At 61.1% G+C, this 25,828-nt stretch carries 24 protein-coding genes and 2 tRNA genes; 14 read left to right on the top strand and 12 right to left on the bottom strand.

What is annotated here, in order from left to right:
- Positions 1 to 92 precede the first annotated feature (92 nt).
- From ACN0WV_RS01930 to ACN0WV_RS01915, 4 genes are all read left to right on the top strand, one after another.
- A complete protein-coding gene (locus ACN0WV_RS01930) occupies positions 93 to 2,138 on the top strand; it encodes an ASKHA domain-containing protein (RefSeq protein WP_417603380.1) in 2,046 nt (681 codons plus the stop codon).
- Between the two features lie 356 nt (positions 2,139 to 2,494).
- Entirely contained in the window at positions 2,495 to 3,640 is a 1,146-nt protein-coding gene (locus ACN0WV_RS01925) for a DNA cytosine methyltransferase (RefSeq protein WP_417603378.1), read from the top strand.
- Positions 3,641 to 3,725: 85 nt separating this feature from the next.
- Positions 3,726 to 4,376, top strand: coding sequence for a GIY-YIG nuclease family protein (locus ACN0WV_RS01920; protein ID WP_417603376.1), 651 nt, complete (start codon positions 3,726 to 3,728; stop codon positions 4,374 to 4,376).
- Between the two features lie 56 nt (positions 4,377 to 4,432).
- Positions 4,433 to 4,507, top strand: a tRNA-Gly gene (locus ACN0WV_RS01915).
- Between the two features lie 208 nt (positions 4,508 to 4,715).
- Here ACN0WV_RS01915 and ACN0WV_RS01910 read toward each other — a convergent pair.
- Complete coding sequence (locus tag ACN0WV_RS01910) at positions 4,716 to 5,834, bottom strand: acetoin utilization protein AcuC (RefSeq protein WP_417603374.1); 1,119 nt, start codon at positions 5,832 to 5,834, stop codon at positions 4,716 to 4,718.
- A 117-nt stretch (positions 5,835 to 5,951) separates the two neighbouring features.
- Between ACN0WV_RS01910 and ACN0WV_RS01905 the strand changes: the two genes are divergently transcribed.
- On the top strand, positions 5,952 to 7,031 hold the full coding sequence (locus tag ACN0WV_RS01905) for an AbrB family transcriptional regulator (RefSeq protein WP_417603372.1): 1,080 nt from the start codon (positions 5,952 to 5,954) through the stop codon (positions 7,029 to 7,031).
- Between the two features lie 45 nt (positions 7,032 to 7,076).
- On the opposite strand, the gene ACN0WV_RS01900 is transcribed toward ACN0WV_RS01905, so the two are convergent.
- From ACN0WV_RS01900 to ACN0WV_RS01890, 3 genes are all read right to left on the bottom strand, one after another.
- Positions 7,077 to 8,903, bottom strand: a complete 1,827-nt coding sequence (locus ACN0WV_RS01900; RefSeq protein WP_417603370.1) for an ABC-F family ATP-binding cassette domain-containing protein — start codon at positions 8,901 to 8,903, stop codon at positions 7,077 to 7,079.
- Positions 8,904 to 9,124: 221 nt separating this feature from the next.
- A complete protein-coding gene (locus ACN0WV_RS01895; RefSeq protein WP_417603368.1) occupies positions 9,125 to 9,781 on the bottom strand; it encodes a GNAT family N-acetyltransferase in 657 nt (218 codons plus the stop codon).
- A 59-nt stretch (positions 9,782 to 9,840) separates the two neighbouring features.
- Positions 9,841 to 10,302, bottom strand: coding sequence for an outer membrane protein assembly factor BamE (locus tag ACN0WV_RS01890; protein WP_235866498.1), 462 nt, complete (start codon positions 10,300 to 10,302; stop codon positions 9,841 to 9,843).
- Between the two features lie 86 nt (positions 10,303 to 10,388).
- Between ACN0WV_RS01890 and ACN0WV_RS01885 the strand changes: the two genes are divergently transcribed.
- The 9 genes from ACN0WV_RS01885 (at position 10,389) to ACN0WV_RS01845 (ending at position 17,009) form a co-directional block, all read left to right on the top strand.
- Entirely contained in the window at positions 10,389 to 10,946 is a 558-nt protein-coding gene (locus ACN0WV_RS01885) for a YceD family protein (protein ID WP_417603366.1), read from the top strand.
- 170 nt (positions 10,947 to 11,116) lie between these two features.
- Entirely contained in the window at positions 11,117 to 11,323 is a 207-nt protein-coding gene (rpmF, locus tag ACN0WV_RS01880) for a 50S ribosomal protein L32 (RefSeq protein ID WP_084349852.1), read from the top strand.
- Between the two features lie 21 nt (positions 11,324 to 11,344).
- Positions 11,345 to 12,451 (top strand): phosphate acyltransferase PlsX, encoded by a 1,107-nt coding sequence (gene plsX / locus ACN0WV_RS01875; protein ID WP_417603364.1) that lies wholly within the window; start codon positions 11,345 to 11,347, stop codon positions 12,449 to 12,451.
- The gene (locus ACN0WV_RS01870; protein WP_417603362.1) at positions 12,448 to 13,419 is read left to right on the top strand and encodes a beta-ketoacyl-ACP synthase III; all 972 of its coding nucleotides are present in this window, start codon (positions 12,448 to 12,450) and stop codon (positions 13,417 to 13,419) included. The genes plsX and ACN0WV_RS01870 overlap by 4 nt, the downstream gene beginning before the upstream one ends.
- Before the next feature lie 83 nt (positions 13,420 to 13,502).
- Positions 13,503 to 13,805, top strand: a complete 303-nt coding sequence (gene ihfA / locus ACN0WV_RS01865) for an integration host factor subunit alpha (RefSeq protein WP_084349849.1) — start codon at positions 13,503 to 13,505, stop codon at positions 13,803 to 13,805.
- A 10-nt stretch (positions 13,806 to 13,815) separates the two neighbouring features.
- A complete protein-coding gene (locus tag ACN0WV_RS01860; RefSeq protein WP_417603359.1) occupies positions 13,816 to 14,868 on the top strand; it encodes a MerR family transcriptional regulator in 1,053 nt (350 codons plus the stop codon).
- A gap of 78 nt (positions 14,869 to 14,946) precedes the next feature.
- Positions 14,947 to 15,023: transfer RNA gene (locus tag ACN0WV_RS01855), tRNA-Pro, on the top strand.
- A 70-nt stretch (positions 15,024 to 15,093) separates the two neighbouring features.
- Positions 15,094 to 16,167: a 2'-deoxycytidine 5'-triphosphate deaminase gene (locus tag ACN0WV_RS01850; RefSeq protein WP_417603357.1), complete on the top strand. Its 1,074-nt coding sequence runs from the start codon at positions 15,094 to 15,096 to the stop codon at positions 16,165 to 16,167.
- A 179-nt stretch (positions 16,168 to 16,346) separates the two neighbouring features.
- Positions 16,347 to 17,009, top strand: a complete 663-nt coding sequence (locus tag ACN0WV_RS01845) for a DUF1236 domain-containing protein (protein WP_417603355.1) — start codon at positions 16,347 to 16,349, stop codon at positions 17,007 to 17,009.
- A gap of 75 nt (positions 17,010 to 17,084) precedes the next feature.
- Here the strand turns inward: ACN0WV_RS01845 and ACN0WV_RS01840 are convergent, their stop codons facing one another.
- The 8 genes from ACN0WV_RS01840 to ACN0WV_RS01805 form a co-directional block, all read right to left on the bottom strand.
- Complete coding sequence (locus tag ACN0WV_RS01840) at positions 17,085 to 17,300, bottom strand: hypothetical protein (protein WP_417603353.1); 216 nt, start codon at positions 17,298 to 17,300, stop codon at positions 17,085 to 17,087.
- 69 nt (positions 17,301 to 17,369) lie between these two features.
- The gene (gene scpB / locus ACN0WV_RS01835; RefSeq protein ID WP_417603351.1) at positions 17,370 to 18,041 is read right to left on the bottom strand and encodes an SMC-Scp complex subunit ScpB; all 672 of its coding nucleotides are present in this window, start codon (positions 18,039 to 18,041) and stop codon (positions 17,370 to 17,372) included.
- Entirely contained in the window at positions 18,038 to 18,835 is a 798-nt protein-coding gene (locus ACN0WV_RS01830) for a segregation and condensation protein A (RefSeq protein ID WP_417603349.1), read from the bottom strand. Before ACN0WV_RS01830 ends, scpB begins: the two co-directional genes overlap by 4 nt.
- On the bottom strand, positions 18,835 to 19,869 hold the full coding sequence (gene nagZ / locus ACN0WV_RS01825; RefSeq protein ID WP_417603347.1) for a beta-N-acetylhexosaminidase: 1,035 nt from the start codon (positions 19,867 to 19,869) through the stop codon (positions 18,835 to 18,837). The genes ACN0WV_RS01830 and nagZ overlap by 1 nt, the downstream gene beginning before the upstream one ends.
- The gene (locus ACN0WV_RS01820; protein WP_417603345.1) at positions 19,845 to 20,774 is read right to left on the bottom strand and encodes an SPOR domain-containing protein; all 930 of its coding nucleotides are present in this window, start codon (positions 20,772 to 20,774) and stop codon (positions 19,845 to 19,847) included. The genes nagZ and ACN0WV_RS01820 overlap by 25 nt, the downstream gene beginning before the upstream one ends.
- 77 nt (positions 20,775 to 20,851) lie before the next feature.
- On the bottom strand, positions 20,852 to 22,597 hold the full coding sequence (gene argS, locus ACN0WV_RS01815) for an arginine--tRNA ligase (protein WP_084349841.1): 1,746 nt from the start codon (positions 22,595 to 22,597) through the stop codon (positions 20,852 to 20,854).
- A gap of 52 nt (positions 22,598 to 22,649) precedes the next feature.
- Complete coding sequence (locus tag ACN0WV_RS01810) at positions 22,650 to 24,500, bottom strand: cation:proton antiporter (protein WP_417603342.1); 1,851 nt, start codon at positions 24,498 to 24,500, stop codon at positions 22,650 to 22,652.
- A gap of 107 nt (positions 24,501 to 24,607) precedes the next feature.
- On the bottom strand, positions 24,608 to 25,771 hold the full coding sequence (locus ACN0WV_RS01805) for a deoxyguanosinetriphosphate triphosphohydrolase (protein ID WP_417603340.1): 1,164 nt from the start codon (positions 25,769 to 25,771) through the stop codon (positions 24,608 to 24,610).
- Positions 25,772 to 25,828: the final 57 nt, after the last annotated feature.

Below are 25,828 nucleotides of genomic sequence, written 5' to 3'. Positions count from 1 at the left end.
TGTTCCGGCGTTTCCGGCCTTTCACCTTTCGCCGCAATGGCTATGGTCGCCGCACACCCCGTTGCGGCAGAACAGCAGACAGGCAGGCGCAGATGAGCACCGATCCCCTCGTGATCTTCACCCCCTCAGGCAAACGCGGACGGTTTGTCGTCGGCACACCCGTGCTGACTGCGGCGCGCAAACTGGGCGTTGATCTCGATTCCGTCTGCGGCGGCCGCGGCATCTGCTCGAAATGTCAGATCACGCCGTCATACGGTGAATTCTCCAAGCACGGCGTCACGGTAGCCCCCGATGCGCTGTCGCCGTGGAACGCCGTCGAGGAACGCTATGACAGCAAGCGCGGCTTGAAATCCGGTCGCCGGTTGGGCTGTCAGGCGACCATCCAGCGCGACGTGGTGATTGATGTGCCCGCCGAAAGCCAGGTCCACCGGCAGGTGGTGCGCAAGGCGGCCTCGGCCCGCGTGATCGAGATGGACCCCGCCACGCGGCTTTACTATGTCGAGGTGGAAGAGCCCGACATGCACGAACCCACCGGCGATTTGGAGCGTCTGGAACGCGCCTTGGAGGCACAGTGGGACATTCCGGAAATCAAGGCGGATCTGGCAACGCTTGCCCGCCTGCAACCGGTTCTGCGCAAGGGCAACTGGAAGATCACCGTCGCCCTGCACAAATCGCATCTGCCGGGCGCGCATCACCTGATTGATGTCTGGCCGGGCCTGCATGAGGATGGGCTGTACGGGCTGGCGATTGATCTTGGATCCACCACCATCGCCGCGCATCTGACCGATCTTGCGACGGGCGAGGTCAAGGCATCGTCGGGCATCATGAACCCGCAGATCCGGTTCGGCGAGGACCTGATGAGCCGGGTCAGCTATGTGATGATGAACCCCGGCGGCGATGTCGAGATGACGCAAGCCGTTCGCGAGGCGCTTGATACGTTGATCCGCGAACTCGCGGCAGAGACCGGCGTTGCCGAACGCCTGATCGTCGAGGCGGTTTTTGTCTGCAATCCGGTCATGCATCATCTTCTGCTTGGCATCGACCCGTTGGAGCTGGGTCAGGCACCCTTTGCGCTGGCAACATCCGACAGCCTGTCCTTCCCTGCCCGCGACTTGGATCTGACGGCGCTCAACAGCAGCGCGCAGGTCTATATCCTGCCCTGTATCGCGGGCCATGTCGGTGCGGATGCTGCCGCCGTGGCGCTGTCCGAAGAGCCGGGCAAACGCGAGGACCTGTCGCTGATTGTGGATGTCGGCACCAATGCCGAGATCTTTCTGGGCAACTCCACCCGCGTGCTGGCCTGTTCCTCCCCCACCGGCCCGGCCTTTGAAGGCGCTCAGATCAGTTCCGGCCAGCGTGCGGCCCCCGGCGCGATCGAGGCGATCCGGATTGATCCGCGGACCCGCGAGCCGCGGTTTCGCGTCATCGGATGCGAGCTTTGGTCCGATGAGGACGGCTTTGCCGCGGCAACGGCAGCGACCGGCATCACCGGCATCTGCGGTTCCGGCATCATCGAGGCTGTGGCAGAGATGCGCATGGCGGGCCTCTTGGACCCTTCCGGGTTGATCGGGTCGGCGGCGCAGACCGGCACATCGCGCAACATCCCCGAAGGTCGGACGCATTCTTATGTCATCCATGACGCCAGCGCCGATGGCGGCCCGCTGATCACCGTGACCCAAGGCGACATCCGTGCCATTCAACTTGCGAAATCGGCGCTCTATGCGGGCTCTCGATTGCTGATGGACGAGATGGGCGTGGATCAGGTTGACCGCGTGGTGCTGGCGGGCGCGTTCGGCGCGCATATCTCGCCGCTGCATGCGATGGTGCTGGGGATGATCCCGGACGTACCGCTTGATCAGGTGACCAGCGCCGGGAATGCCGCCGGCACAGGCGCACGGATCGCGCTATGCAACGTCGCAGCGCGCGCCGAGATCGAGGCCACCGTGCGGAATGTCGTCAAGGTGGAAACTGCGATCGAGCCGAAATTCCAGGAACATTTCGTCAATGCCAACGCCATCCCGCATGCGACCGATCCGTTCCCGAACCTGTCCGCAATCGCGCCCCTGCCAGACGTAAGCTTCAATTCCGGCGGTGAGGATGGCGGCGGCGGGCGCCGCAGACGGCGGCGCAGCAGCTGATCGGCACGTCGCAGATGTCAGCGCCAGGCGGCAACGGGCGCTGTCGCGAAACGTCTGCGCGGGCGTTATTGCACAAGTCTGGCGACGGAGGATTCACTTCGCGCCTCCATACCGCGCGTGGCGAAACTGCACCTGCCATGGGTCCAGCCACATCCGAGATCGTCCGCACGGGCATAACGTCTAAGGGCTAAGCGGCACTCTCGCCTTCAGCGGGATTTTGCGCAGCAACACCGCGCAAGTTCCACTTTTGTTCTTGCTCAACAGAACTTTTCAGGTCACCTTCCCCAGGCACCGAAGGTTAACCTTGGACAACCGATATTGGCTTGCGCTAATCAACATTTAGCGAAGGAGGGATTATGCCGCACACATTCTACGATTTCTTTGCAGGCGGCGGCATGGCCGGGTTTGGCCTCGGGTCGGATTGGCGATGTCTATTTGCAAACGACATAGACCCGAAGAAGGCAGCAAGCTATCGCGCCAACCACGATGGCGGGAAGGAATTGCTGCTTAAGGATGTCTCTCAGGTCACGGTGGATGAGCTGCCCGGATCGCCAGACCTTGTGTGGGCGTCCTTCCCCTGCCAGGATCTTTCACTCGCGGGCAATGGCGCGGGCCTTGCGGGCAAGCGTAGCGGTATGTTCAAACCGTTCTGGAAACTGATGCGCTCGCTTCACGCCGGCGGTCGCGGCCCCAAGATCATCGCGCTCGAAAATGTCTATGGGGCGATCACCAGCAACGGTGGGCGCGACTTCGCAACGCTTTGTGCTGCTTTCTCAGGCCTCGGTTATAGGTTCGGGGCGGTCGTCGTCGATGCGGTTCACTTTCTGCCCCAATCGCGCCCACGTTTTTTCATGGTGGGTATTCGGGGCGACCTGACGATCCCGGAGGGGCATACAGCAGATGGGCCTTGTGCGCTGTGGCATCCGCCCGCGTTGGTCGAGGGGTGCAACCTGCTTTCACGGACAGCCGCGTCGCGGTGGCGTTGGTGGAATCTTCCGACGCCACCGGCACGGAATACGAACCTGGCCTCGCTGATCGAAGATAAGCCAACAGGTGTGAAGTGGCACACCAAAGCAGAAACGAAGTATCTGCTCGACATGATGACCGATCACAACCGCAAGAAGGTTGACGCAGCCAAGCAGTGTAAAGGGCGCGTGGTTGGAACGATATACAGGCGCACGCGCGCCGATGCCAACGGTGTGAAGCGGCAGCGCGCGGAGGTGCGCTTTGACCAGATTGCTGGATGCTTACGCACGCCCGCCGGAGGATCGAGCCGTCAGACAATCATGCTGGTAGATGGAAAAAAGGTGCGCTCGCGCCTGCTCTCGACACGCGAGGCAGCTTCTCTTATGGGCCTGCCTGACACTTACGTCCTGCCAGAACGCTACAACGACGCCTACAAGCTGGCAGGGGACGGTGTTGCCGCTCCTGTCGTTCGGCATCTGGCCGAGGCAATCTTTGAACCGATCCTGAAGCGGAATCGACTCGCCTTGGTTGCCTGAAGTCCGGTAAGTATCGGTCATGGCTGACCGAAATCCTGACGACACCAATTTTCCGCCTTTTGAGACCGAGGATCTTCGGTCAAATTTGACAGAGTTTCTCCTTCAGGAGTTCGATGATCCGATCACGGGGAAACCGCGCGCAATTGGCGGTTTCAAGTGGGGCGTCTATGCTTTCTTCGATTATGATGGCGAACCAATTTACGTCGGACAGACAAAAGAAAAGGTGAGCACCCGAATTAGGCGGCACCTGACAAATCAGCGGACAGACGCCGTTGCAATGTCGGTCCTTGATCCGTTCGAGGTTTACGAGGTCGAAGTTTGGCCGCTACCCCAGTTTCAGAAAACCGGTGCAACCGACCCCGACGCAAAAGCGCATTTAGACGCGCTGGAAGATCTTGTGTATCAGGAGGCGATAGCAGGCAGCACGTTCAAGGCGGTTTTAAATGAAAAGGATCCACCAGCGCCGACAATGGTGATCACGAAGCCGCCTTCGCTCCGCTTTCGGCTCGTCTCGGACGACGTTCACAAGATCAGGTCACACCCCGACTTTCGCATTGCTCGGCGCGCTTTGATCATCTCGCGCCTTGCGCAAGTCATATCAGAGCGCAAAGTGCAAGGCGGGCTTCGTCGCGTCCTTGTCACGCAGGCGAAACGTCTGCAATGGTTGACCGAACGCCGCTACAACGCTCTGGGCGGTGCGTCGTCGGTCGAAACCGAAGACGACGAAAACAACTAGGGGCACTCACTTGATGCCTTGCGAAGTGCCCTACGAGACAGTATCAGAACTGTGTCGCGGGTGTAGCTCAGGGGTAGAGCGTCTGCTTCCCAAGCAGAATGTCGTGAGTTCGAATCTCATCACCCGCTCCACCATCAAATTGCAGGCATGCCGGAACTGCCTTCAATTTGCCGACGAAATTCAACATTAAACCCACCTAACCCACGACAAAAAAGCGGTAATCCGGCCTGGAACACATGTTTTCCAAGCTCCGGGCGAAGGTTGGTTTTTCGTCACCCGCTTCAACGCTCCTAGCGCAAATCCTGCGTATCTGAACCCCGCCAGCGCGTTAACCGCATGTCAAACCTGCACAAGCAGCCGCGCTGTCAGAGCTTTTGCACGCATACGAACCTCTTCGCGGATCAGGCCATTGCGCGGCGCATCGCGCAGGGTGGTAGACCAATGCTCGGGCGGGTTGCGACCGGCGGCGCGGCTCCAGGTTAAACCGCGCAGCACCGTCTCTGCCTCGGGCGGCAGATGGTCCGGGATCGCGTGCCCGTTCAGGGTCGCCCAAACCCCCGTCCAAAGGCGTCCCACCGACCACGGATTATATCCCCCGCCCCCCAGGACAAGCAGCCGTGGTGCGAGATTACGCAGCCTCGTGACGGTCTGCCAATGCGCGTTATTGGACAGTGACAGCCGCGATAACGGATCTTCGGCCACCGCATCTGCACCGCATTGCAGCACAATCGCGCCGGGCCGGAACGCCGCAGCGGCAGGCAAGATGACCTCGTGCAGCACCAGCGAGAACTCATCGTCGTTGAATTCGCGCGGCACCGGCAGGTTCAGCGCCGCCCCCCCTGCCACATCCGTCAATGCGCCGGTGAAGGGCCAGCGCGCTTCTTCATGGACAGAGATCATCCGCACATCCTCGGCACCGTCAAAGGCACTGGCGACGCCGTCGCAATGATGCGCGTCGATGTCGATATAGACGACAGGCCCGCAGCCCAGGGCAAGCAGGCGTTGAATGGCCAGAACCGGATCGTTGAGATAGCAAAAACCGCCTGCCCGGTCCGCCATGCCGTGATGCGTGCCGCCACCGGGATTATAGACCGTGCCGCCGTGGACCAGCAGTTCGGCCGCAAGGAGCGCCCCGCCCGCAGCGGTGGCCGGCCTGCGAAACATCTCGGGAAAGACTGGATTCGACAGGGTTCCCAGCCCGTGACGCGCCCGTGTTTGTGTATCCACGGCCTGGGCGGTCTCTGCTGCCTGAAGGGCGGCGATATAGGCCGGAGTGTGAAACGTCGTCAGCCCCGCAGGCCGTGCGCGCGGCGAGACCCTGTATTGCGCTTGCGGCAGCCATCCCATGGCGCGGGCGAGGTCCATCACTGTCGGCACGCGCGGAATGGACAGCGGGTGCATCGGCCCGTAGGTGGAGCCGCGATAGATATTCGAACCGATGAACAAAGGTTTTTGCATGTAGACGCAGATTAGCGCCCTGCCCGCGCTTGCCAAGGTCGCAACCAGCCAAGCCCCGATTGCAAGCCACCGGCCATGGCGATATTCGGAGAGCATGTTCAAGAACCGGCGCGGGATATGAGACCGCGATTCCTACTCATCACCTGGATCATGCTTCTGGCTGGCGCTGCCGGGGGCATTCTGGCTGCGAGCGTACATCTGCCGATGCCGTGGATGCTGGGCAGCCTCGCGGCAATTGCCGTGATCGTGGCCACGACACCTGATCGGATACTCGGCGACTATGTCTTTCCGCGCAGGTTGCGAGAGACCTTCACAGGCGTGATCGGCGTGATGATCGGCACCCAGGTGTCACCAGAGATGATCGCACATCTTGGGTTTCTACCGCTCAGTGTGATCGCCCTGGCGCTGTTCGTCGTTCTGGCACATGGTGGCAACTACCTGATTTTCCGACATATCGGCGGCATGGAGAAATCGACCGCCTTCTTCAGCGGGTCGCCCGGCGGGCTGATGGAAAGCATTGCGCTTGGCGATGCTTCTGGTGCCGATATCCGGGTGTTGTCGATTCAGCAGTTCCTGCGGATCATTCTGGTGGTGGGTCTTCTGCCTCTGGGATTTTCGATCTGGCGAGGCGCACCGGTTGGCAGCGCCGCCGGGATGGCACCGATTGGCCACACGGCCGAGGATCTGCCGCTTTGGGCCGGGTTGGCGCTGATGGTGCTTTTGGTATTTCTGGGCCAGGCCGTCGGACGCCGCATACGGCTGCCGGCCGCACAGCTGATCGGGCCGCTGGTTCTGACCGGCGCGCTTAACGTGACGGGGTTGATGCCACTGCATCTGCCGGGATGGGTCATCGGCGTGGCGCAGGTGGTGGTCGGGGTCGGGCTTGGCATGCGGTTTGTCGGCGTGACCGGGCGGATGCTGACACGATCTGTGGGGCTAAGCCTGTTATCGGTATCCTATATGATGGTGATCGGCGCGGGATTTGCATGGGCGTTACATGCCGCCACCGACATTCCGTTCGAGCATATGCTGCTGAGCTTTGCGCCAGGCGGTGTGACAGAGATGTCGCTGGTGGCTCTCAGCCTTTCGGCCAATCCGGCGCTGGTCAGCATACACCATCTGATCCGCATCCTGCTGACAGTGCTGGAACTCAGCCTTGTTGCCCGTCGGTTGAATTTAAGCCAACGCATGCCATAGCCGGATGAACACGTCAGAAGCGCCTCACAAACCACCGATCCAGAATTATTTTCCGCTTTCCGCCTTCTCGGCCAGTTCCAGCCATTCTTCCTCTGCCGAAGCAAGCGCCTGCTGACGTTCTGCCAAGGCTTCGGTTGCCTTCTTGAATTTCAGCGGCTCAGCCGTGAACAGATCTGGCGCGGAAAGGTATTCCTCCAGCTTGGCGATCTCGGCTTCCAGACGCTCTAACAGTTTTGGCAACGCGTCCAGCCGGTGCTTTTCGGTAAAACTCAGTTGGTTGGGCGCGGATCTTGAAGCGCCGGCGGCAGGCTTGCTCGGCTTGTTCTTCTGCTTCGCACCCCCTGAAACGGATCCGCCATCAGAGCCTGCCTTCTGGGATTGATAGTCGCTCCACCCGCCTGCATAGATGGTGGCGCGTCCGTCGCCTCCCATCGCGACGGTGGTCGTGGCGACCCGGTCGATGAAATCCCGGTCGTGGCTGACCAGCAGCACGGTGCCCGGATAGTCGCCAAGGATGTCCTGCAACAGATCCAGCGTTTCGACATCCAGATCGTTGGTCGGTTCGTCCAGCACCAGCAGGTTCGATTCCCGCGCCATGATCTTGGCCAGCAACAGCCGCGCCTTCTCGCCCCCCGACAGGGACCGGACGGGCGCGCGCGCCTGCGCATCATCGAACAGGAATTCCTTGAGATAGCCCACCACATGTTTCGGCTGTCCGCGGACCATGATCTGATCGGCCTTGCCGCTGACGCGCATATCGGGATCGCCGGTCAGGCTGTCCCATAGCGTCATGTTCGGATCAAGCTGCGCGCGGGTCTGATCGAACACCGCCATGGCGAGGTTGGTGCCCAGCGACACCTTGCCGGCATCCGGCTCGATCTCTCCGGTCAGCATGCGGATCAACGTGGTCTTGCCCACCCCGTTTGGCCCGACAAAAGCCACACGGTCGCCGCGCTGCACCTTCAGATCAAAGCCCCGCAGAATCGGCACATCTCCGAACGCCTTGGCGATTCCCTCGGCCTCGATCACCTTCTTGCCGGATTTCGGCCCGGCAGCCAGATCCATCGCCGCCGTACCCTGCCGCCGGATCATCCCGGCGCGTTCTGCCCGCAGGTCCTGAAGCGCACGAACCCGGCCCATATTGCGCTTGCGTCGGGCGCTGATGCCCTCGACGGCCCAACGCGCCTCGGCCTTGATCTTGCGGTTCAGCTTGTGGCGGCTCTGGTCCTCTTCCTCCCAGATCTTGTCGCGCCACGCCTCGAACCCGCCAAAACCGGTTTCCTGCCGCCGCACCTGCCCCCGGTCGATCCACAAGGTCGCGCGGGTCAATTCGGTCAGAAAACGACGGTCATGCGAGATCAGCACAAAGGCAGCGCGGGTGGATTTCAGTTCTGCCTCCAGCCAGCCGATCGCCTCGATATCCAGATGGTTGGTCGGCTCATCCAGCAGCATCAGTTCCGGCGTATCCGCCATCAGTCGCGCCAATGCTGCACGCCGCCGTTCGCCGCCAGAGGCAGACCTGACCAGGCGATCGGGGTCAAATTTCAGCCCCTCGCCCGCGCGTTCCACCATATACATCTGGCCCGGCTCCAGCCCATGCGCCGCAAAATCACCCAGCGTTTCGAAACCCGACAGGTCCGGATCCTGCTCCATATATCCGACGCTGACGCCGGGACTGACGACACGGGTGCCTGTGTCGGCCTCGGCCAGCCCGGCCATGACCTTCATCAAGGTGGATTTTCCAGACCCGTTGCGCCCGACCAGTGCCACGCGATCACCGGGGTGAACCACCAGCGAAAGATCGTCGAAAACCGGGTCGCCGCCAAAAGTCAGCGCGATATCGGAGAGTTGTAAAAGAGGAGCTTGTGCCATGCCGCTCCGCTAGGCCCGCAAGGTGGAAAGGTCAAGGCCGCTCATGGTGTCAGCACATTCGTAAGCCAGCAAGTCGGCCGCCTGCCCGAATTTGAAAGCGGCACTCGCCACGGACAAATCAGTTTAGCCCGCCATCGCCCGCAATAACCGTTTTCGTGCGGCCGGAATGGCGCTGATCTCGACACCCGTGAACACATGCAGCGTGTTCATGTCGCGGTCGATCACGGCATGATCGCTGACCTTTCCGCCCATTTGCAGATAGCTTCGCAGCAGGGACGGCATTCGCTGCAACCCCGACTGTTCGTCGAATCCCCCCCGTCGTCAGGCCACGACCTGACGACCTCTGCTGCCTTGCAACCCGGACGCCAGCGGTCTGGTGCCACATACCGCGCTGCCAGAACGGCCAGACTGTCGCGATGAAGCGCCGCCTCTGTCCCAGGTAAAGACGCACAACCGAACAAGAACGTGACATCGTGCTGATCTACCAGACGCGTTATCGCGGCCCATGCCAAGCGCAAAATGTCCGGATCACACAGGCCGGGAAGGCTGCAAAACCGACCCATCTCGATCATCCGACCGTCAAGACGCGACAGCGCGGACAGATCGTAAAACTGCGCCACATAGCCCTGTTGGATTTCCGCCCCGGATTGCAGCAGTAAAAAACGGTAACAGCAAACCACCTGCCCGGTCACCTGCTCCTCGACCAGCATATGCGAAAATACCGTGTCAAAGATATCTTCATCCCAAGCGTCTGTTGCCGCACCACCGCGAAACGCCAGATGCCGCAGCGCCTGTGCCGACCGAATGTCTTCCGGGGTTTCGGCAATCCTCACCTGATAGCGTCCGCAGCGGATCATCTTCATCAACCTATCACTCACACTCCCTCCGCACGCGAAAGGCACACGCCGATCATACGGCGAGCCGGCAGCGCAGGTCCTCAGCCGTCGCCGAGCAGATCCGCAGCCGACAGACGTCCGACATTACCGAAGAGCTTGCGAATGAAGCTGATATCGCCATCGGTGGTTCGGGTAATGCGGCGCGTCAGCGGCACGACACGGCCGTCTTCCAGACCGTAGCGTTCGATATTCGTGACAACGCCCGCCTGATCGAAGGAAATCGCCAGTACGGTGCGGTCGATCACCTCGGGCTTCTTATAAGCGAAACGCCGCACTTCGCTTTCAACGTAATAAAAGCCGCTGTCATTCTGCACGCCGGTCGTTGACGGCACGCCAGCCACATCCTCGACCGTGGCCCGGGTATCCACCCCAACCACGATTTCTGACAACACGTCCTCCGGCGGCACGTAACCATGGCTGCGATGCTGCGCCACGCAAGCCCCGAGAAACAGAAGTGCTGCGCCGCCCATTGCCGCTTTCAGCCCGATAATCCTGCCTTGCATTCTGCCCTCTTGCCTTGGCCCGTCTGCCCTTCTATCCCGATTACAGAAGGAATGCACCCCGTTCAAGAAAGGAAGCGCACGCTTTCATGGCAGATCATCCGGAAGACGCAGGGATTTTTCGTGCGGCAGCACTCTCAACCCGGCACCCGACACCATTTTCATTGACCCCCGACGCTGCGGCCCGCGCCGAATTGGCGCAGGCACTGGGCATCGAAGCGATCCGCAAGTTGACCTTTGCGGGCAGCCTTGCGCCCATCGGACGACGCGGCTGGCGGCTGGAAGGCAAGCTGGGCGCGACGGTCGTGCAATCATGCATTGTGACGCTGAGGCCTGTCACCACGCGCATCGACGAGCCGGTGTTGCGGCAATACGAACCCGCTTCCGCCGACGATCAGCCAGAATCAGGGTCCGAACTCGAAATGCCCGAAGATGACACGATCGAACCATTGCGCGATGTCATAGATGCAGGCGCGGTGATGGCCGAGGCCCTGTCTCTGGCCCTGCCCCCCTATCCCCGCGCCGCCGATGCAGAGCTGGAACGCGCGGTCTTTGCCGAGCCGGGCGTCGCACCGATGTCGGATGAGGACGTCAAACCCTTTGCAGGCCTTGCCGGCCTGCGCGACAAGCTCAAGGACAAAGAATAGTCACCGCAATGGCACGAATCCCTTGCGCGCGGGTGATTTCACTGTATTTTCGCGCCTTCACCCGATTTCAGGGCTTGTGCCAGACCCCGCTTCCACACTAAGAGGCGCGGCACAGTTGAATGACACCGGGCATGACCGCCATGCCCCCGAATATAGACCGAGGTTGAGACATGGCCGTCCAACAGAACAAAGTATCCAAATCGCGCCGCAACAATCGTCGCGCGCATGACTCGTTGGTTGCAGCAAACCCGAACGAATGCGACAACTGCGGCGAACTCAAGCGTCCGCACCACGTCTGCCCCGCATGTGGCCACTACGCCGAGCGCGAAGTGATCGCGCAGGCGGACGAGATCGACCTGGAAGACGACGCAGCTTAACGTCAGGACCCGCGGCCCTTCATGACCGGTTTGCACGACACAACCGGAGACGGATCCGGGCCGACCGTTGTTTCGATCGACGCCATGGGTGGCGACCGGGGACCGGCGGCAGTTGTCGCCGGTATTTCTCTGGCTGCGGACAAAAGCCCGAACCTGCGGTTTCTTCTGCATGGCCCCGCCGAAGAGCTTGAGCGACTGGTCGCCAAGCGCAAGGATCTGGCGGGACGTTGCGAGATTCGCGACGCGACCGGCATTGTCACCATGGAAGACAAGCCCGCCCAAGTGATGCGCAACGGCAAGAACACTTCGATGTGGTCTGCAATTGATTCGGTGCGCGCGGGCGAAGCGACTGTTTGCGTCAGTTGCGGCAACACCGGCGCGCTGATGGCGCTGTCGATGGTGCGCCTCCGCAAGCTGCCCGGCGTCAACCGCCCTGCCATTGCCGTGCTCTGGCCCTCGCGCAGCGCGTCCGGATTCAACGTGATGCTGGATGTGGGTGCCGATATTCGCGCCGACGCGCATGACCTTCTGCAATACGCACTTATGGGCACTTCTTACGCCCGCAACGGCATGGGCATAGCTCATCCCCGCGTCGGGCTGCTGAATGTGGGGACCGAGGAACACAAGGGCCGTGCAGAGCTGAAAGAAGCCCATGACCTGATCGGCGCACAGGCCGAAGAGGCCAGTTTCACCTTCGTCGGATTCGTCGAGGGCGGCGATCTTCCCGGCGATGTCGCTGACGTGATCGTCACGGACGGATTTACCGGCAATGTTGCCCTGAAAACCGGGGAAGGCACCGCCAGCCTGATCGGTGATCTGCTGAAAGAAGCCTTTGCGTATTCGCTTCTTTCACGGCTGGCCTCGATCCTCGCGCTTAGCTCGCTGAAGCGGCTGCGCAAGCGTATTGACCCGCGGCGGGTGAATGGCGGTGTCTTTCTGGGCCTCAACGGCACGGTTGTGAAATCACACGGGGCTGCGGATGCCACCGGTGTTGCGGCCGCTGTGCGGCTGGCTGAACAGCTCGCACTTTCCGGTTTTTCCGACAAACTCGCCGCACGGGTTGCATCTACCGCCCCGCAAGCCCACGATGCGCCACCAGACGACGCAGAAAACGGAAAGACACCATGACAAAGCGCGCCGTAGTGGCCGGGGTCGGCCACTACCTGCCCGAACGGGTAGTGCCCAATTCGGAATTCGAGAAATCGCTCGACACTTCCGACGAATGGATTCGCGCGCGGTCGGGGATAGAGCGGCGACATTTCGCCGCCGAAGGCCAGACGACCTCGAATCTCGCAACGCGCGCGGCACAGGCTGCCCTGGATGATGCCGGGCTGACCCCAGGCGACATTGATGCGGTGATCGTTGCAACATCCACCGCTGACCTCACCTTCCCCTCGGCCGCGACGATGGTGCAGGCCCAACTTGGCATGCGCCAGGGGTTTGCCTTTGACGTTCAGGCCGTCTGTGCGGGCTTTGTCTTTGCAATGGCCAATGCCAATGCACTGATCGTGGCCGGTCAGGCCAAACGGATCATGGTGATCGGTGCCGAAACGTTCAGCAGGATCATGGATTGGACCGACCGTTCGACCTGTGTGCTGTTCGGCGATGGTGCGGGTGCACTGATTCTCGAAGCGCAGGACGGCACCGGCGACAATGCCGACCGGGGCATCCTGTCTGTCGATCTGAACTCTGACGGGAATTACCGCGATATTCTGTATGTCGATGGTGGCGTTTCGACGAATACGACCGGCTATCTGCGCATGGAAGGCAAAGAGGTCTTTCGCCACGCGATCGAAAAGCTCGCCGCCACCGCCGATACCGCGCTTGGGAAGATCGGATTGGACGGCAGCGATATTGACTGGATCGTGCCGCATCAGGCGAATATCCGCATCATTCAGGGCACCGCCCGCAAGATGGGTCTATCGATGGATAACGTGGTCGTTACCGTGCAGGACCATGGCAACACCTCGGCCGCGTCGATCCCGCTGGCACTGTCGGTCGGCAAGGCGCGCGGACAGATCAAGACCGGGGATCTTCTGGTCACCGAGGCGATTGGCGGAGGCCTGGCATGGGGGTCGGTTGTGCTGCGCTGGTAGGCGCGTAAACGCATCTCTGCAACCCATTGATATTGACTCGGAAAATGCTCTGCCGCATTCTCGGCGGAAACCGGAGGGATGTGATGAGCGAAAAAACACTAACGCGGATGGATCTGAGCGAAGCGGTTTTCCGCGAAGTCGGCTTGTCACGCAATGAATCTGCTGAACTTGTTGAAAGCGTGCTGGGTCATATCTCTGACTCGCTGGTCGAGGGCGAGCAGGTCAAAATCTCGTCATTCGGGACATTCAGCGTGCGCGGCAAGGCTGCCCGCATCGGTCGCAACCCGAAAACCGGCGAAGAAGTGCCGATCCAGCCGCGCCGCGTGCTGACCTTCCGGCCTTCGCATCTGATGAAAGATCGCGTCGCCGCAGGCAACAAAAGCTGAGGCCTGAGCGATGAGCAAATCGCCCGACGCGTTCCGCACGATCAGCGAAGTCGCCGAGTGGCTGGATACACCCGCGCATGTGCTGCGATTCTGGGAGAGTAAATTCACCCAAGTGAAACCGGTCAAACGCGCCGGCGGACGCAGATATTATCGTCCCGCCGATATGGAACTGATCGGCGGCATCAAAAAACTGCTGCACGACGATGGCATGACCATCAAGGGTGTGCAGAAATTGCTGCGCGAACAGGGTGTGCGGAAGGTTTCACAACTGTCGCAAGCCATTGATGATACAATGGAACCCGAAGTCGAGCCTGCTCCGTTTCACGAGATGGCCGAAGCCGAGGGCACCGTCGTGCCCTTCGGTGTGCGCGAGACGCCTTCCCATGGTGCATCACCTCCTGAAACCGGCGCGGGTCTTCCCTCCCCGCTGACTGAGCCGCCCACCCCGGAGGCGCAAGCGCCGTCAGCTCCTGTGGACATTCCAACAGAGATGGCTGGTCCCGCACCTGTCGCCCAGGAAGCTCCGTCGCCGGAGCCGCAAATGGTTGCACAACCGCCAGCGCAAGCCGAACGGACCTCTGGACCAAATGAGGACTCCCCGCCTTTGGTGGCCCCTGAACACCGACCGGATCTTCCGACGGATATGAAAGCCGCGCAAAGGGATGAGCCTTTGCAAGAAACCGCGATACCCGCTGACACGGCCGACTTGCCGGAATTTCTGACCAGCCCGACCTTTTCCGATTCCGGCCCAGAACACGCAGAGCCGAATTTGCCCCCCGAAACGCCAGCCCCTGTCGCGGAAGAGCCAAAGCTTGCCGATGCACCGGAAGACGCAGATCATATTGAGGATGTCATCCCTGATCCGCAGCACGACCCAGAACCAGCCCCCCGGGCACAGATTGCCGAAGTCGCCTTTGTCCCGCCGGATGCAAAGATCGAGGCGCGGCCCGGCGCGTTGACGCTTCTGTCGCGTCTCCATCGCCTGACACTGGAAGACGCCGTGAAGATCAACGACGTCGCCGAGCGACTGCGCGAGATCAATAACCGTTCCTTCAACCACTGACACCGGGCCATGGTTTTTCACAAAGCCGGGATTTTGGGCTTGCTCACAGCGCCAGAAACAGTAAGAAGCGCCCTATGTCGGGCTATAGCGCAGCCTGGTAGCGCGTCCGTCTGGGGGACGGAAGGTCGCAGGTTCGAGTCCTGCTAGCCCGACCAAACAAAATCGCCCGTGGCTTCTTGGCCCGGGCGTTTTTTATAAGAGCCAGAGCATTTCTCGGAGAAGCACATGACCGGCGTTATTCCCAGCCAGCAGATCCAGAACATGATCGACAGCGGCGCGATTGCCGCCAACACGGAATTTCTGGATGGCCAGGTGCAGCCTGCCAGCCTTGATTTGCGATTGGGCACTGTCGCCTACCGCGTGCGCGCCTCTTTCCTTGCTGGGCATGGACGCAAGGTCACTGACCGGATCGACGAATTCAAGATGCACGAGATCGACCTGACCAGCGGCGCTGTGTTGGAAAAGGGCTGCGTCTATGTCGTACCGCTGATGGAACGGCTTGCCCTGCCCGATGACGTTCAGGCCGTGGCAAACGCCAAAAGCTCTACCGGACGGCTGGACCTGCTGACCCGCGCGATTACCGATGGCGGCACCGAGTTTGATCGCATCCCCACAGGCTATGCCGGCCCGCTTTATGCCGAGATTTGCCCGCGCAGTTTTTCGGTTCTGGTGCGCCCCGGTATGCGACTGAACCAGATCCGCTTCCGTGAAGGTCAGGCGGTGCTGGACGATGACGCCCTGCGCGCGCTGCATGATGACAGCCCGCTGGTGGATTGTCCGCCGGTGATCGATGAAGGCCTGGGCTTTTCGGTCGATCTTAAGCCAGACAGCGGCGATCTGGTCGGCTACCGCGCCAAGCCCCACACCGGTGTGATCGACCTTGATTTGATCGACCATTACGACCCGGCAGAGTTCTGGGAGGATGTGCGCAGCATCAATGGCCGCATCATTCTGGATCCCGGCGCGTTCTACATCCTTGTCAGCCGCGAAGCCGTGACAATTCCGCCCAGCCACGCCGCCGAAATGGCACCCTATCTGGCCATGGTCGGAGAGTTCCGCGTGCATTACGCAGGTTTCTTCGATCCCGGCTTTGGCTACGCGCTGGCGGGCGGTGCCGGCGCACGCGGCGTGCTCGAAGTGCGCTGCCACGAAGCGCCCTTCGTGCTGGAGCACGGACAGATCGTCGGACGTTTGGTCTATGAGAGAATGGCCGAGATACCCGCACAACTTTATGGTCAGGGCATAAAGTCAAACTACCAAGGTCAGGGGCTGAAGCTGGCCAAACACTTTCGCAGCTAAGCAGGTTCCGGACGGCCCACCCATACGGCAAAGCTTTGCCACTTGAAGGACGTCTCAGCAAGAACCTGCTGCTGCGAAAAAGATGTCGGAATTCTTCAGGAACACCGAGCGGCTCCTCGTCATTGGGTCGTCGAGAAGGCGATGCCCTTTTCGGACGATCCAAAGTAGGAGAGACCAAAATGAAACCGATGAAACTCGCACTCGCAACCACCGCCCTGACAGGCTTGGCCGCAGCCCCTGTTGCCGCAGCTCTCAGCGCGACCGCCACCACAGATCTGAACCTGCGCGCAGGGCCCGGCCCGCAATTCCAGATCGAAGAGGTCATTGCGGCCGAGGACGAAGTGACGGTCGAGGGATGCCTCGACAGTGGCGATTGGTGCGAGGTCAGCTATGATGGCACCACCGGATGGGCTTATTCGGCGTATCTGACAACGCCAGTCGAGAATGAGCCAGTGGTGATTTACGAAAACCAGGATGACATGGATGTTGCCATTGTCGAGCATGAAGAGGGCAACAAGGCCGTGGGTGCCGCCGCGGGCGGAACTTGGGGTGCCGCAGCAGGCTCGCTGCTGGTCGGTGGTCCGGCGGCAGTTGCCGCAGGTGCCGTGCTTGGCGGCCTGACGGGCGCTGCCTCCACGCTTGATGAAACGACCGTGACCTATGTGCAGAAGAATCCGGTCGATCCGATCTATCTGAACGGTGAGGTCGCTGTTGGCGCGGGTATCCCGCAGGAAGTCGAACTCTATTCTGTGCCCGAGAGCGACTACGACTACATCAACGTGAACGAGCAATATGTTCTGGTGAACCCGGAAAACCGCCGCATTGTTACGGTTGTCCGCTGAAGCTGAGCGACTTGTGACCTGACAATACAAACAGGGCGGCGTCGTGACGTCGCCCTTATTCGCATCCCACGTCGTTCAAAACCGCCGGATTTTCCGGGTTGCGCGCATCGCCTGCTTGGCCTGTCTTGTCTGCTGACGCATTTTGCGACGCTGCTTTCGCTCTTCCGGCGTCAATTGTTCCTGTGGTTCTTTCGGCCCCATCGCCTTGTCGATCCCCGCATTGACACCACGTCCGATCAGCCGACGCGTCACCATCCGAAAGATCGTCTGCAAGATCCGGTCTGCATTCATGTCACTCTCCTGTTCGGTTGCGAATGCCGGCGTGTCGACCCTGCCAGTCTGTTAGCATAACGCAGGCGGTTAATCTTCGAATAACTCGCTTTGGCCCTCGGCGGCTTCTTCCTCGGCATCCACGTCGCCTTCGCCTGCTCGCGGCATCATGCTTGGTGGCGGACGATTTTCCAACAATCCGGCAGAGCGCAGTTCCTTCAGTCCCGGCAGATCGCGAGCCGATTCCAGACCGAAATGATCCAGGAAGTCCTGTGTGACCACGAAGGTCACTGGGCGGCCTGGCGTCATCTTGCGTCGCCCGAACCGGATCCATTCCATCTCCAGCAGTTGATCGACAGTCCCCCGACTGACGGAGACGCCTCGGATTTCTTCGATTTCCGCACGGGTCACAGGCTGGTGGTACGAGATGATCGCCAGGGTCTCAATCGCGGCACGTGAAAGTTTGCGGGTCTCGACGGTTTCCTTCTGCATCAGAAACGCAAGGTCCGGGGCCGTGCGGACCGCCCAGGCATCGCCCACCCGCACCACCCGCACGCCGCGCCCCTCGTAGCGTTTGCGCAAATGCGCAAGTGCTTCGGCGGGGTCGCACCCATGCGGCATGCGCGCCTCAAGCTCTCGCACGGTCACGGGTTCGGACGTGGCAAAAAGGATCGCCTCGACCATCCGCTCCTGTTCGGCAATTGGCGGTGCTTCAAAAAGGCTTTTCTCTACCTCTTCAGGCGCTTCGGCCTCTTTGTTCATTCTCTCGGATCCCTTCGTCGCACCTGAACAGGCGCAAAGCTTTCGGATTGGCGGATCTCGACCTTGCCTTCCTTGGCCAGTTCCAGCGAGGCAGCGAATGTCGCCGCTGTGGCCGAGCGCCGCCGGATGGGATCGTCGCTCCAGCCATCAGGCATGTAGCTGGAAATGTCGGTCCATGTTCCGGCAAACCCGATCAGGCCGCGCATGCGTTCCAATGCCTGTTCCATCGTGAACACATGGTCACGATCCATCACAAAGGGCCGGAACTCGTCGCGCGTCCGGATCCTCGCATAGCCCTGCATCAGGTCCAGAAGCGTCGCCGTGTAATGCACCTTGCGAACGCGTTCGACGGTTTCCGGCAGGCCGCGCACGAAGATGTCACGCCCCAGACGGTCGCGTGCCATCAATCGCGCTGCGGCATCGCGCATGGCTTGCAACCGCTCCAGTTGAAAGGCCAGATGCGCGGCCAGTTCCTCGCCCGAGGGGCCTTCTTCGGTGGGATCGGGCGGCAATAGCAGCCGGGATTTCAAAAACGCAAGCCACGCCGCCATCACCAGATAATCGGCGGCCAGTTCGATCCGCAGCGCCTTGGCCTTGTCCACAAAGGACAGATATTGCCGCGCCAGATCCAGCACCGAGATCTTGCGCAGATCCACCTTTTGTGTCCGGCTAAGCGTCAGTAACAGATCAAGCGGGCCTTCAAACCCGTCCACGTCAACGATCAGCGCCTCTGACGCGAGCCGTTCCGCAACGCTCAGATGCGCGGTCGTGTTTTCGAGATCCTCTTCCGCCATTATGCGACATCCTCAAGAAGCGCGTCCAGCTTGGCGCTGAGCGTTTCGATGTCAACCGTCATGGCGTCAGGCCGCGCGGCAAGCGCGTCAACTGCGCGATCCCTCGCCAGCCCGGCAAGCGGCGTTAGCGCACCCATCAGCGCCTGCATTTCCGCCAGTTCACCGTTGCAATGCAGGATCACATCGCAGCCTGCTTTTTGGGCCGCCGCCCCCCGGTCTGCGACGCTGCCAGACAACGCCTGCATCGAGATGTCGTCGGTCATGATCAGCCCGCCAAAGCCGATCTCGCCACGGATCAGTGCCATCATCAACGGCGAGATCGTGGCAGGTGCCTCGTCATAGGCCTCATAGACCAGATGGGCCGTCATCCCCATCGGCAGGTCGCACAATGCGCGAAACGCGGCAAAGTCCTGCGCTTGAAGCGTGGCGCGATCGGCGGTGATGCGCGGAAGATCAAGATGGCTGTCCAACTGCGCCAGCCCGTGGCCGGGGATGTGTTTGACCACCGGCAGGCAACCGCCCGCCAGCGTGCCCTCGGCCACGGCGCGCCCGAGGGTGACCACCGTGTTCAGGGTCTCGCCGTAGCAGCGGTTGCGCAGAAACGCATGCGTGTCCGGCCGGGCAATATCAATCATCGGTGCGCAATTGCTGTCGATGCCAAGCGCGCGCAGTTCCGCCGCGATGATCGCATAGCGCAGGCGCATCGCCTCGGTCGCGCGGGGACCGGCGACAGCGGCAAAATCAAGCGGTGGCGTCCAGTCGCGGGCCAGTGGCGCGCGCAGTCGTTGTACACGCCCGCCTTCCTGATCAATCAGGATCGGTGCGTCCCGGCCGACGACCTCTCGAAGATCGCGGCACAAACGCCGGACTTGATCCGGCGTCTCTAGGTTTCGGGAAAACAGGATAAATCCGAACGGATCGGCTTGCGCAAAAAAACGACGCTCTTCAGCCTGCAAGACTGTCCCGGCGCAGCCCAAGATGGCCGCCCCCTTGCCCGTCGGTACGGGCCTCAGCGCGTTGTTACCGGAATGCACTCGGCTCTCCCGGCCTGCAACGCAGCACATAACCTGCGCGCGTCGTTTATGTCGACGAACCCATGCGCACGCAGCCGGTAGAACGTCCGCCCGCCCGAGTTTGCTTTCTGAACAACCCGTGATTTGTCTTCCAGAAAATCGCTGAACCGGCCGCTCAGCCGGTCCCACTCGGCGCGGGCAATCTCTGCGCTGTCAAAGGCACCAAGCTGCACGACAGGTGTTCCGGTCGCGATGGTTTCGGGCGAAAGCTCTGTCACCGTTTGGCTGACAGGCACCGCCGCCAATGACACTGCCCGAAGGTCCTGAGGCCGCAGGCGTGGACGAAGCGAACGCGTCAGGGATCCCGGGAAACGCGGCGCGGCGGCAGCCTCTTCTACCTCGAACGCAGCGCCTCCGCCATCCGCACCAGCGTTGAGTTTGGCTGCGGCATCCGCCGCAATCTGATCTGCCAGCGACTGGATCGCGGAGTCAGAACCGGGCTCGGCGGTGCTGTCCTCTGCAAGCTGCAACCGGGCGTTCATGTCACGGTCGGACGCGCGGTCTGCCCTGGCAGACAGCATCGGTTGCGGGGCGTCCTCCTGCGCCAGATCAAGCGGTCGTGGCGCAAGCGTCAGTTGATCCGGCGGCGGAGCGGAGGTGCCTGTCCCGGCAATCTGATTGACGGCCAACCCCTGATGCGCCGCAGAACTGCCGCCGGGATTGTCCGGTGCCACACGCATGGGCCCTTCGGCCGCGCGCACCACAGGCACGCCGCTCACGTCGCGCATGATCAGTTTGTAGCCCCATACCCCAACGCCGACCAGAAGTGCCATCGACACTGCCGCGCCGGCCCAATTGGCCATCGTTGTAAAACCATGGGCTGACGTGGGCCCGTTGCCGTGCCCGGTCATCTGCATTTCCGCCATGTCTGCCTCTCTGCCACGGATGCTGGCGCGATCCGCGGGTTACTTGCACTGCCTCACCCGGCCATGGCGCGATTTTGTCATCGCATCTCTTCGGCCGGTGCTACGCCCAAGATACCAAGACCGGCGGAAATAACAACCGTAACGGCCCGCGCCAGCGCGATTTTCGACTGGCTGGCGGCGGCATCGTCATCTTGCAGAAAACGCAGCGACGGCTCTTCGTTGCCACGGTTCCACAGCGCATGCAGATCCGATGCCAGATCGTAAAGGTAAAAGGCCACGCGGTGCGGCTCGTGCGTGCGGGCCGCGATTTCCACCAGACGCGGCCATTCGGCCAACTTCTTTGCAACAGCCAGTTCCGACGCATGCGTCAGTCCGGACAGGTCGGCCTCCGCCAATGTGGCATCATCGACCGCAATTCCGGCCTCTACCGCTTTGCGCAGCACCGAACAGATCCGCGCATGGGCGTATTGAACGTAGAAAACCGGGTTTTCGCGACTTTGCTCCAACACCTTGGCAAAGTCGAAATCCAGCGTGGCGTCATTCTTGCGCGTCAGCATGACAAAGCGGGTCACGTCCGGGCCGACCTGCTCGACCACATCGCGCAAGGTGACAAAGGTCCCTGCCCGTTTCGACATCTTGAACGGCTTGCCGTTCTTGTACAGCTTGACCAACTGCGTCAGCTTCACATCCAGCGGCACACGACCTTCCGACAGCGCCGAAACCGCCGCCTTCATGCGCTTGACATAGCCACCATGGTCGGCACCGAACACGTCGATAAGCGCGTCGAAGCCTCTGGTCACCTTGTTATAATGATACGCGATGTCGGGCGCGAAATAGGTCCAGCCGCCATCCGATTTCTTGATCGGGCGATCAACATCGTCGCCATGCGCCGTGGACCGGAACAGCGTCTGTTCGCGCGGTTCCCAATCTTCGGGAACCTTGCCCTTGGGCGGCTCCAGCGTGCCGCGATAGATCAGCCCCTTGGCGTCCAGATCGGCAATCGCCGCCTCGATCAGCCCGGTGCCGTAGAGCGATTTCTCCGAGAAGAAACTGTCCATCTCGACGCCCAGCATTTTCAAATCGGCGCGGATCAGGTTCATCATGGATTCGGTCGAAAATTCGCGGATCTCCGACAGCCAGACCTCTTCGCCCTTGCCGATATAGGCATCGCCGACCTTCGCCTTCAGCGCCTCGCCGACGTCAACAAGATAGTCACCGGGATAGGTGCCGTCCGGAAATTCGACCTTCTGCCCATGCGCTTCGAGATACCGCAGGTAGACTGACCGTGCCAGCACATCGACCTGTGCCCCGCCATCGTTGACATAGTATTCGCGTGTCACCTCATGGCCGGAATAGGCCAGCAGGCTGGCAAGCGCATCCCCGAAGACCGCGCCCCGCGTGTGGCCGACATGCAAGGGACCGGTGGGGTTGGCGCTGACATATTCGACATTGACCTTTTGCCCCTGCCCCATCTGGGACCGGCCGAATTCGGTTCCGGCAGTCAGCACCGCCTTGGGCACGGATTGCCAGACCGATACATCCAGCCGCAGATTCAGAAAGCCCGGCCCCGCCACTTCGGCAGAGGCAATGCGCGGATCATCGGTCAGCTTTGCGGCCAGTGCTTCAGCAATATCGCGCGGCTTCAGACGCGCCGGCTTGGCAAGCACCATCGCGGCATTGGTCGCCATGTCACCATGGGCCGGATCACGGGGCGGCTCGACCGTGACATTGGCAAGATCCAGCCCCTCGGGCAACATGCCTTCGGCGGCCATCGAGGCAAGCGCTTCGTTCACAAGCGCGCGGATATCGGCAAACAGGTTCATACCGTACTTTCCTTAACGGGGCGGCGTGGGTCTAGCATCTTTGTTCCCGAGGTCAATCCTGCGCAGCGGCTTCATCCTCGGCGGGGCGCGAGGCCGTCTCTGATTTCGGGGAAAGATGGATCAGCCGCGCTTCCTTGCTGGGTTCGGGTGCCTCATCGGGATTAAACTCGAAAATCCGCAAGCCATTGCGGTCCTGCAATTCGCCGACAAGGATGCCGTCGGGGTTGCGGTCGCGGAAGTTTTCGATGGTGAATTCGTCGCTCAGCCGCGTGCTGCGCAGTTGCCAACCTTCGCGGATTTTCTGTTGCAGTTCCCCATAGGTCAGCCCGCCGACAAAGCGTTTGCCCCCCAGCGTCGAGGGTAGGCTGTGACGGCCGGTTTCAGGATTGTCGCGTCGCAGCTGGAACACGTTCTCCCGACCGTATTCCGGCGCAAGGTCGGTGGCCACCAAAGTGTTGTAGGCATCATTATCGGTCGCGGCGATAACCTTTTCATAGCCGATCAGGTCCAGACCGAATTCCGCCGTTTCCGACAGAATGTCGCCGTAGAACGTCTTGACGCCGGCGTTTCGCGCGGCGCGCAGTCGTGCGAGATTGTAATCCGAAATCAGCACCGGCACATCGAGCTTGTCCAGCACCTCTGCCATGGCCTTCGCAAAGGGCGATCCGCCGACGATCACCACGCCCGGCTGGCCTGCCGCCGTCAGCCCCAGAAGCCGTGCAAGCGGTGCCAGCGTGAACCCGTGCAGCACCACGGTTGCCGTCACGATGACAAAGGCAAGCGGCGCAATGATGGCCCCGTCCTCCATCCCCAGCGCCGTGATGCGTTCGCCGAACAGCCCCGCCACGGCCACCAGCACGACACCGCGCGGCCCGGTGAAGGCCACCAGCAGACGTTCCTTCCACGGCACCTTGGTGAAGGACAGCGCCAACAGGACCGAAACAGGCCGCGCCAAGACGATGATGACCACAACGAAAAGCCCCGCGCGCCAGGTCAGCACCGAAAGCGTGTCCAGGTTCATGCTCGCGGCCAGAAGGATGAACACACCCGACACGAGCAGAATGGTGGCATGCTCCTTGAACCGCCGCATCTCTGCATAGGATGGCAAATCGGCATTGGCGATCCAGATGCCCATGATCGTCACCGCCAGCAGCCCGGATTCGTGCAACATGGTGTCGGCCAGCGCGAATGTGCCCAGAAGCAGTGCAAAAAGCACCGGCACCTTCATGTATTCCGGCACTTTTCCACGTTTGAAACTTTGCGAAATGCCCCAACCGGCGGCAACACCGATTAACGTTGCAAACCCGATGCCGCGCACCAGCTCCCAGATTGCATGACCCGCCTCCAGATCGCTTTGCGTGACGACAAGCACCTCGAAGGCCAGCACGGCGGCCAAGGCCCCGACGGGGTCGTTGACGATCGCCTCCCATTGCAGCAGCGCCGAGGGGCGACGTTGTAGCCGTGCCGTGCGCAAAAGCGGTGCGATGACGGTAGGTCCGGTGACAATCAGGATACCACCGAACACCGCCGCACTGCCCCAATCCAGCCCCGCTACGTAATGCAGCGCCAGTGTGGAGGTCAGCCAACCCAATGGAGCGCCCAGCACCACGAGTCGTCGCACCCCTTCGGCGGCACCGACCAGCGAATGGATATTCAGCGTCAAGCCGCCTTCGAACAGGATGATGGCCACAGCAATGGAAATCATCGGTGTCATCAGCGGGCCAATATCGCGCACCGGATCGAAAACACCCAGCACCGGCCCGATCAACAGTCCCGCCGCCAGCATAAGCACGATGGCAGGCAGCCGCAGCTTCCAGGCCAACCATTGCGAGCCCACACCAAGCGCGCCGACCAGTGCAAAAGCCGTCACCGGCGTCAAAGCGCCATCTGCGGGTGTCGCCATCATTCGTCCCTTCGTTCACCCGAAAAACGATCAAATCGACCGCAAACGGTGCTGTTTGCATTTACCTATCACCGCCGAGAAGCCCACTGAAACGCAGCAAAAGACTTTCAGGAGAACAATCGCTCATGCTCCTGAAGGGCAAATCGGTCGGTCATTCCAGCAATATAGTCCGATACCAGCCGCGCCAAGGTGGTTTCGTCCTGCGCCTCGGCCACGTCCTTGCGCCATTGTTTCGGCAACAGATCCGGACGCGAGATGAACAGCGGGAAAAGGTCGCGCACAACTTGCGTGACCTGCTTGCGCATTTCCACGACTTCCGGCGCGCGGTACATGCGATGAAACAGAAATTCGCGTGTGACCTTGAGGTCCGCCCAAACTGCCGGGGTGAAGCGGATCATCATCCGTCCTGCCGCGCGAATGTCATCCACCGATTGCGGCTGCAACTGGGCCAGATTGGCATTGGCGACGCCGATCACATCCTCGACCAGCACGCCGAAGAACCGTCGCAGCGCCTCATGCCGACGGCGGTAGTAATTGAGACCGGGATATTTCTTGTCCACTGCCGCGAAACAATCGTGCAGGATCGGCAGGTCGGCAAGTTCATCGGTCGAGAAAAGCTCTGCGCGAAGACCGTCGTGCAAGTCATGGTTATTATAGGCAATATCGTCAGCCAACGCGGCGACCTGTGCCTCGGCGCCGGCATGGGTGTGCAGTTCCAGATCGTGCCGCTGGTTATAGGCTGCCAGCGCATATGGGATCTCTCCTACCAGCTTTCCATCCGCGCCAAGCGACGCAACCGGGCCGTTATGTTTTGCAATCCCTTCAAGGGCTTCCCAGCTAAGGTTCAACCCGTCGAATTCGGCATAATGCCGTTCCAGCGCGGTCACGATGCGGATGGCCTGAGCGTTATGATCGAACCCGCCGTACTCCTGCATCAGATCGGCAAGCGCCTCTTCCCCGGTATGGCCGAACGGCGTGTGACCAAGGTCATGCGCCAGCGCCACGGCCTCTGTCAGCTCGCTGTTCAGGCCCAGCACACCGGCAATGGTTCGTGCGACCTGTGCCACTTCGATGGAATGAGTCAGTCGGGTGCGATAGAAATCACCCTCATGCTCCACAAAGACCTGTGTCTTGTGTTTCAGACGCCGAAAGGCGCTGGAATGAATGATCCTGTCGCGATCACGCTGAAAGCATGACCGGAAAGTACTTTCCTCCTCCGGATACAGCCGTCCCTTGCTGTTTTCCGGATCGGAGGCATATGGGGCACGCATTTGCCTGTAATCCTTGTCGCCTGTCCTTGTCGCCCATATATACTGACAGACGCGGAA

It is taken from the genome of Primorskyibacter flagellatus (genome assembly GCF_048268605.1).
In the GTDB taxonomy this organism is placed as follows: domain Bacteria; phylum Pseudomonadota; class Alphaproteobacteria; order Rhodobacterales; family Rhodobacteraceae; genus Primorskyibacter; species Primorskyibacter flagellatus.
Note: the sequence above shows the minus strand (reverse complement) of the source record. Positions and strands in the feature narration are given on the sequence as shown.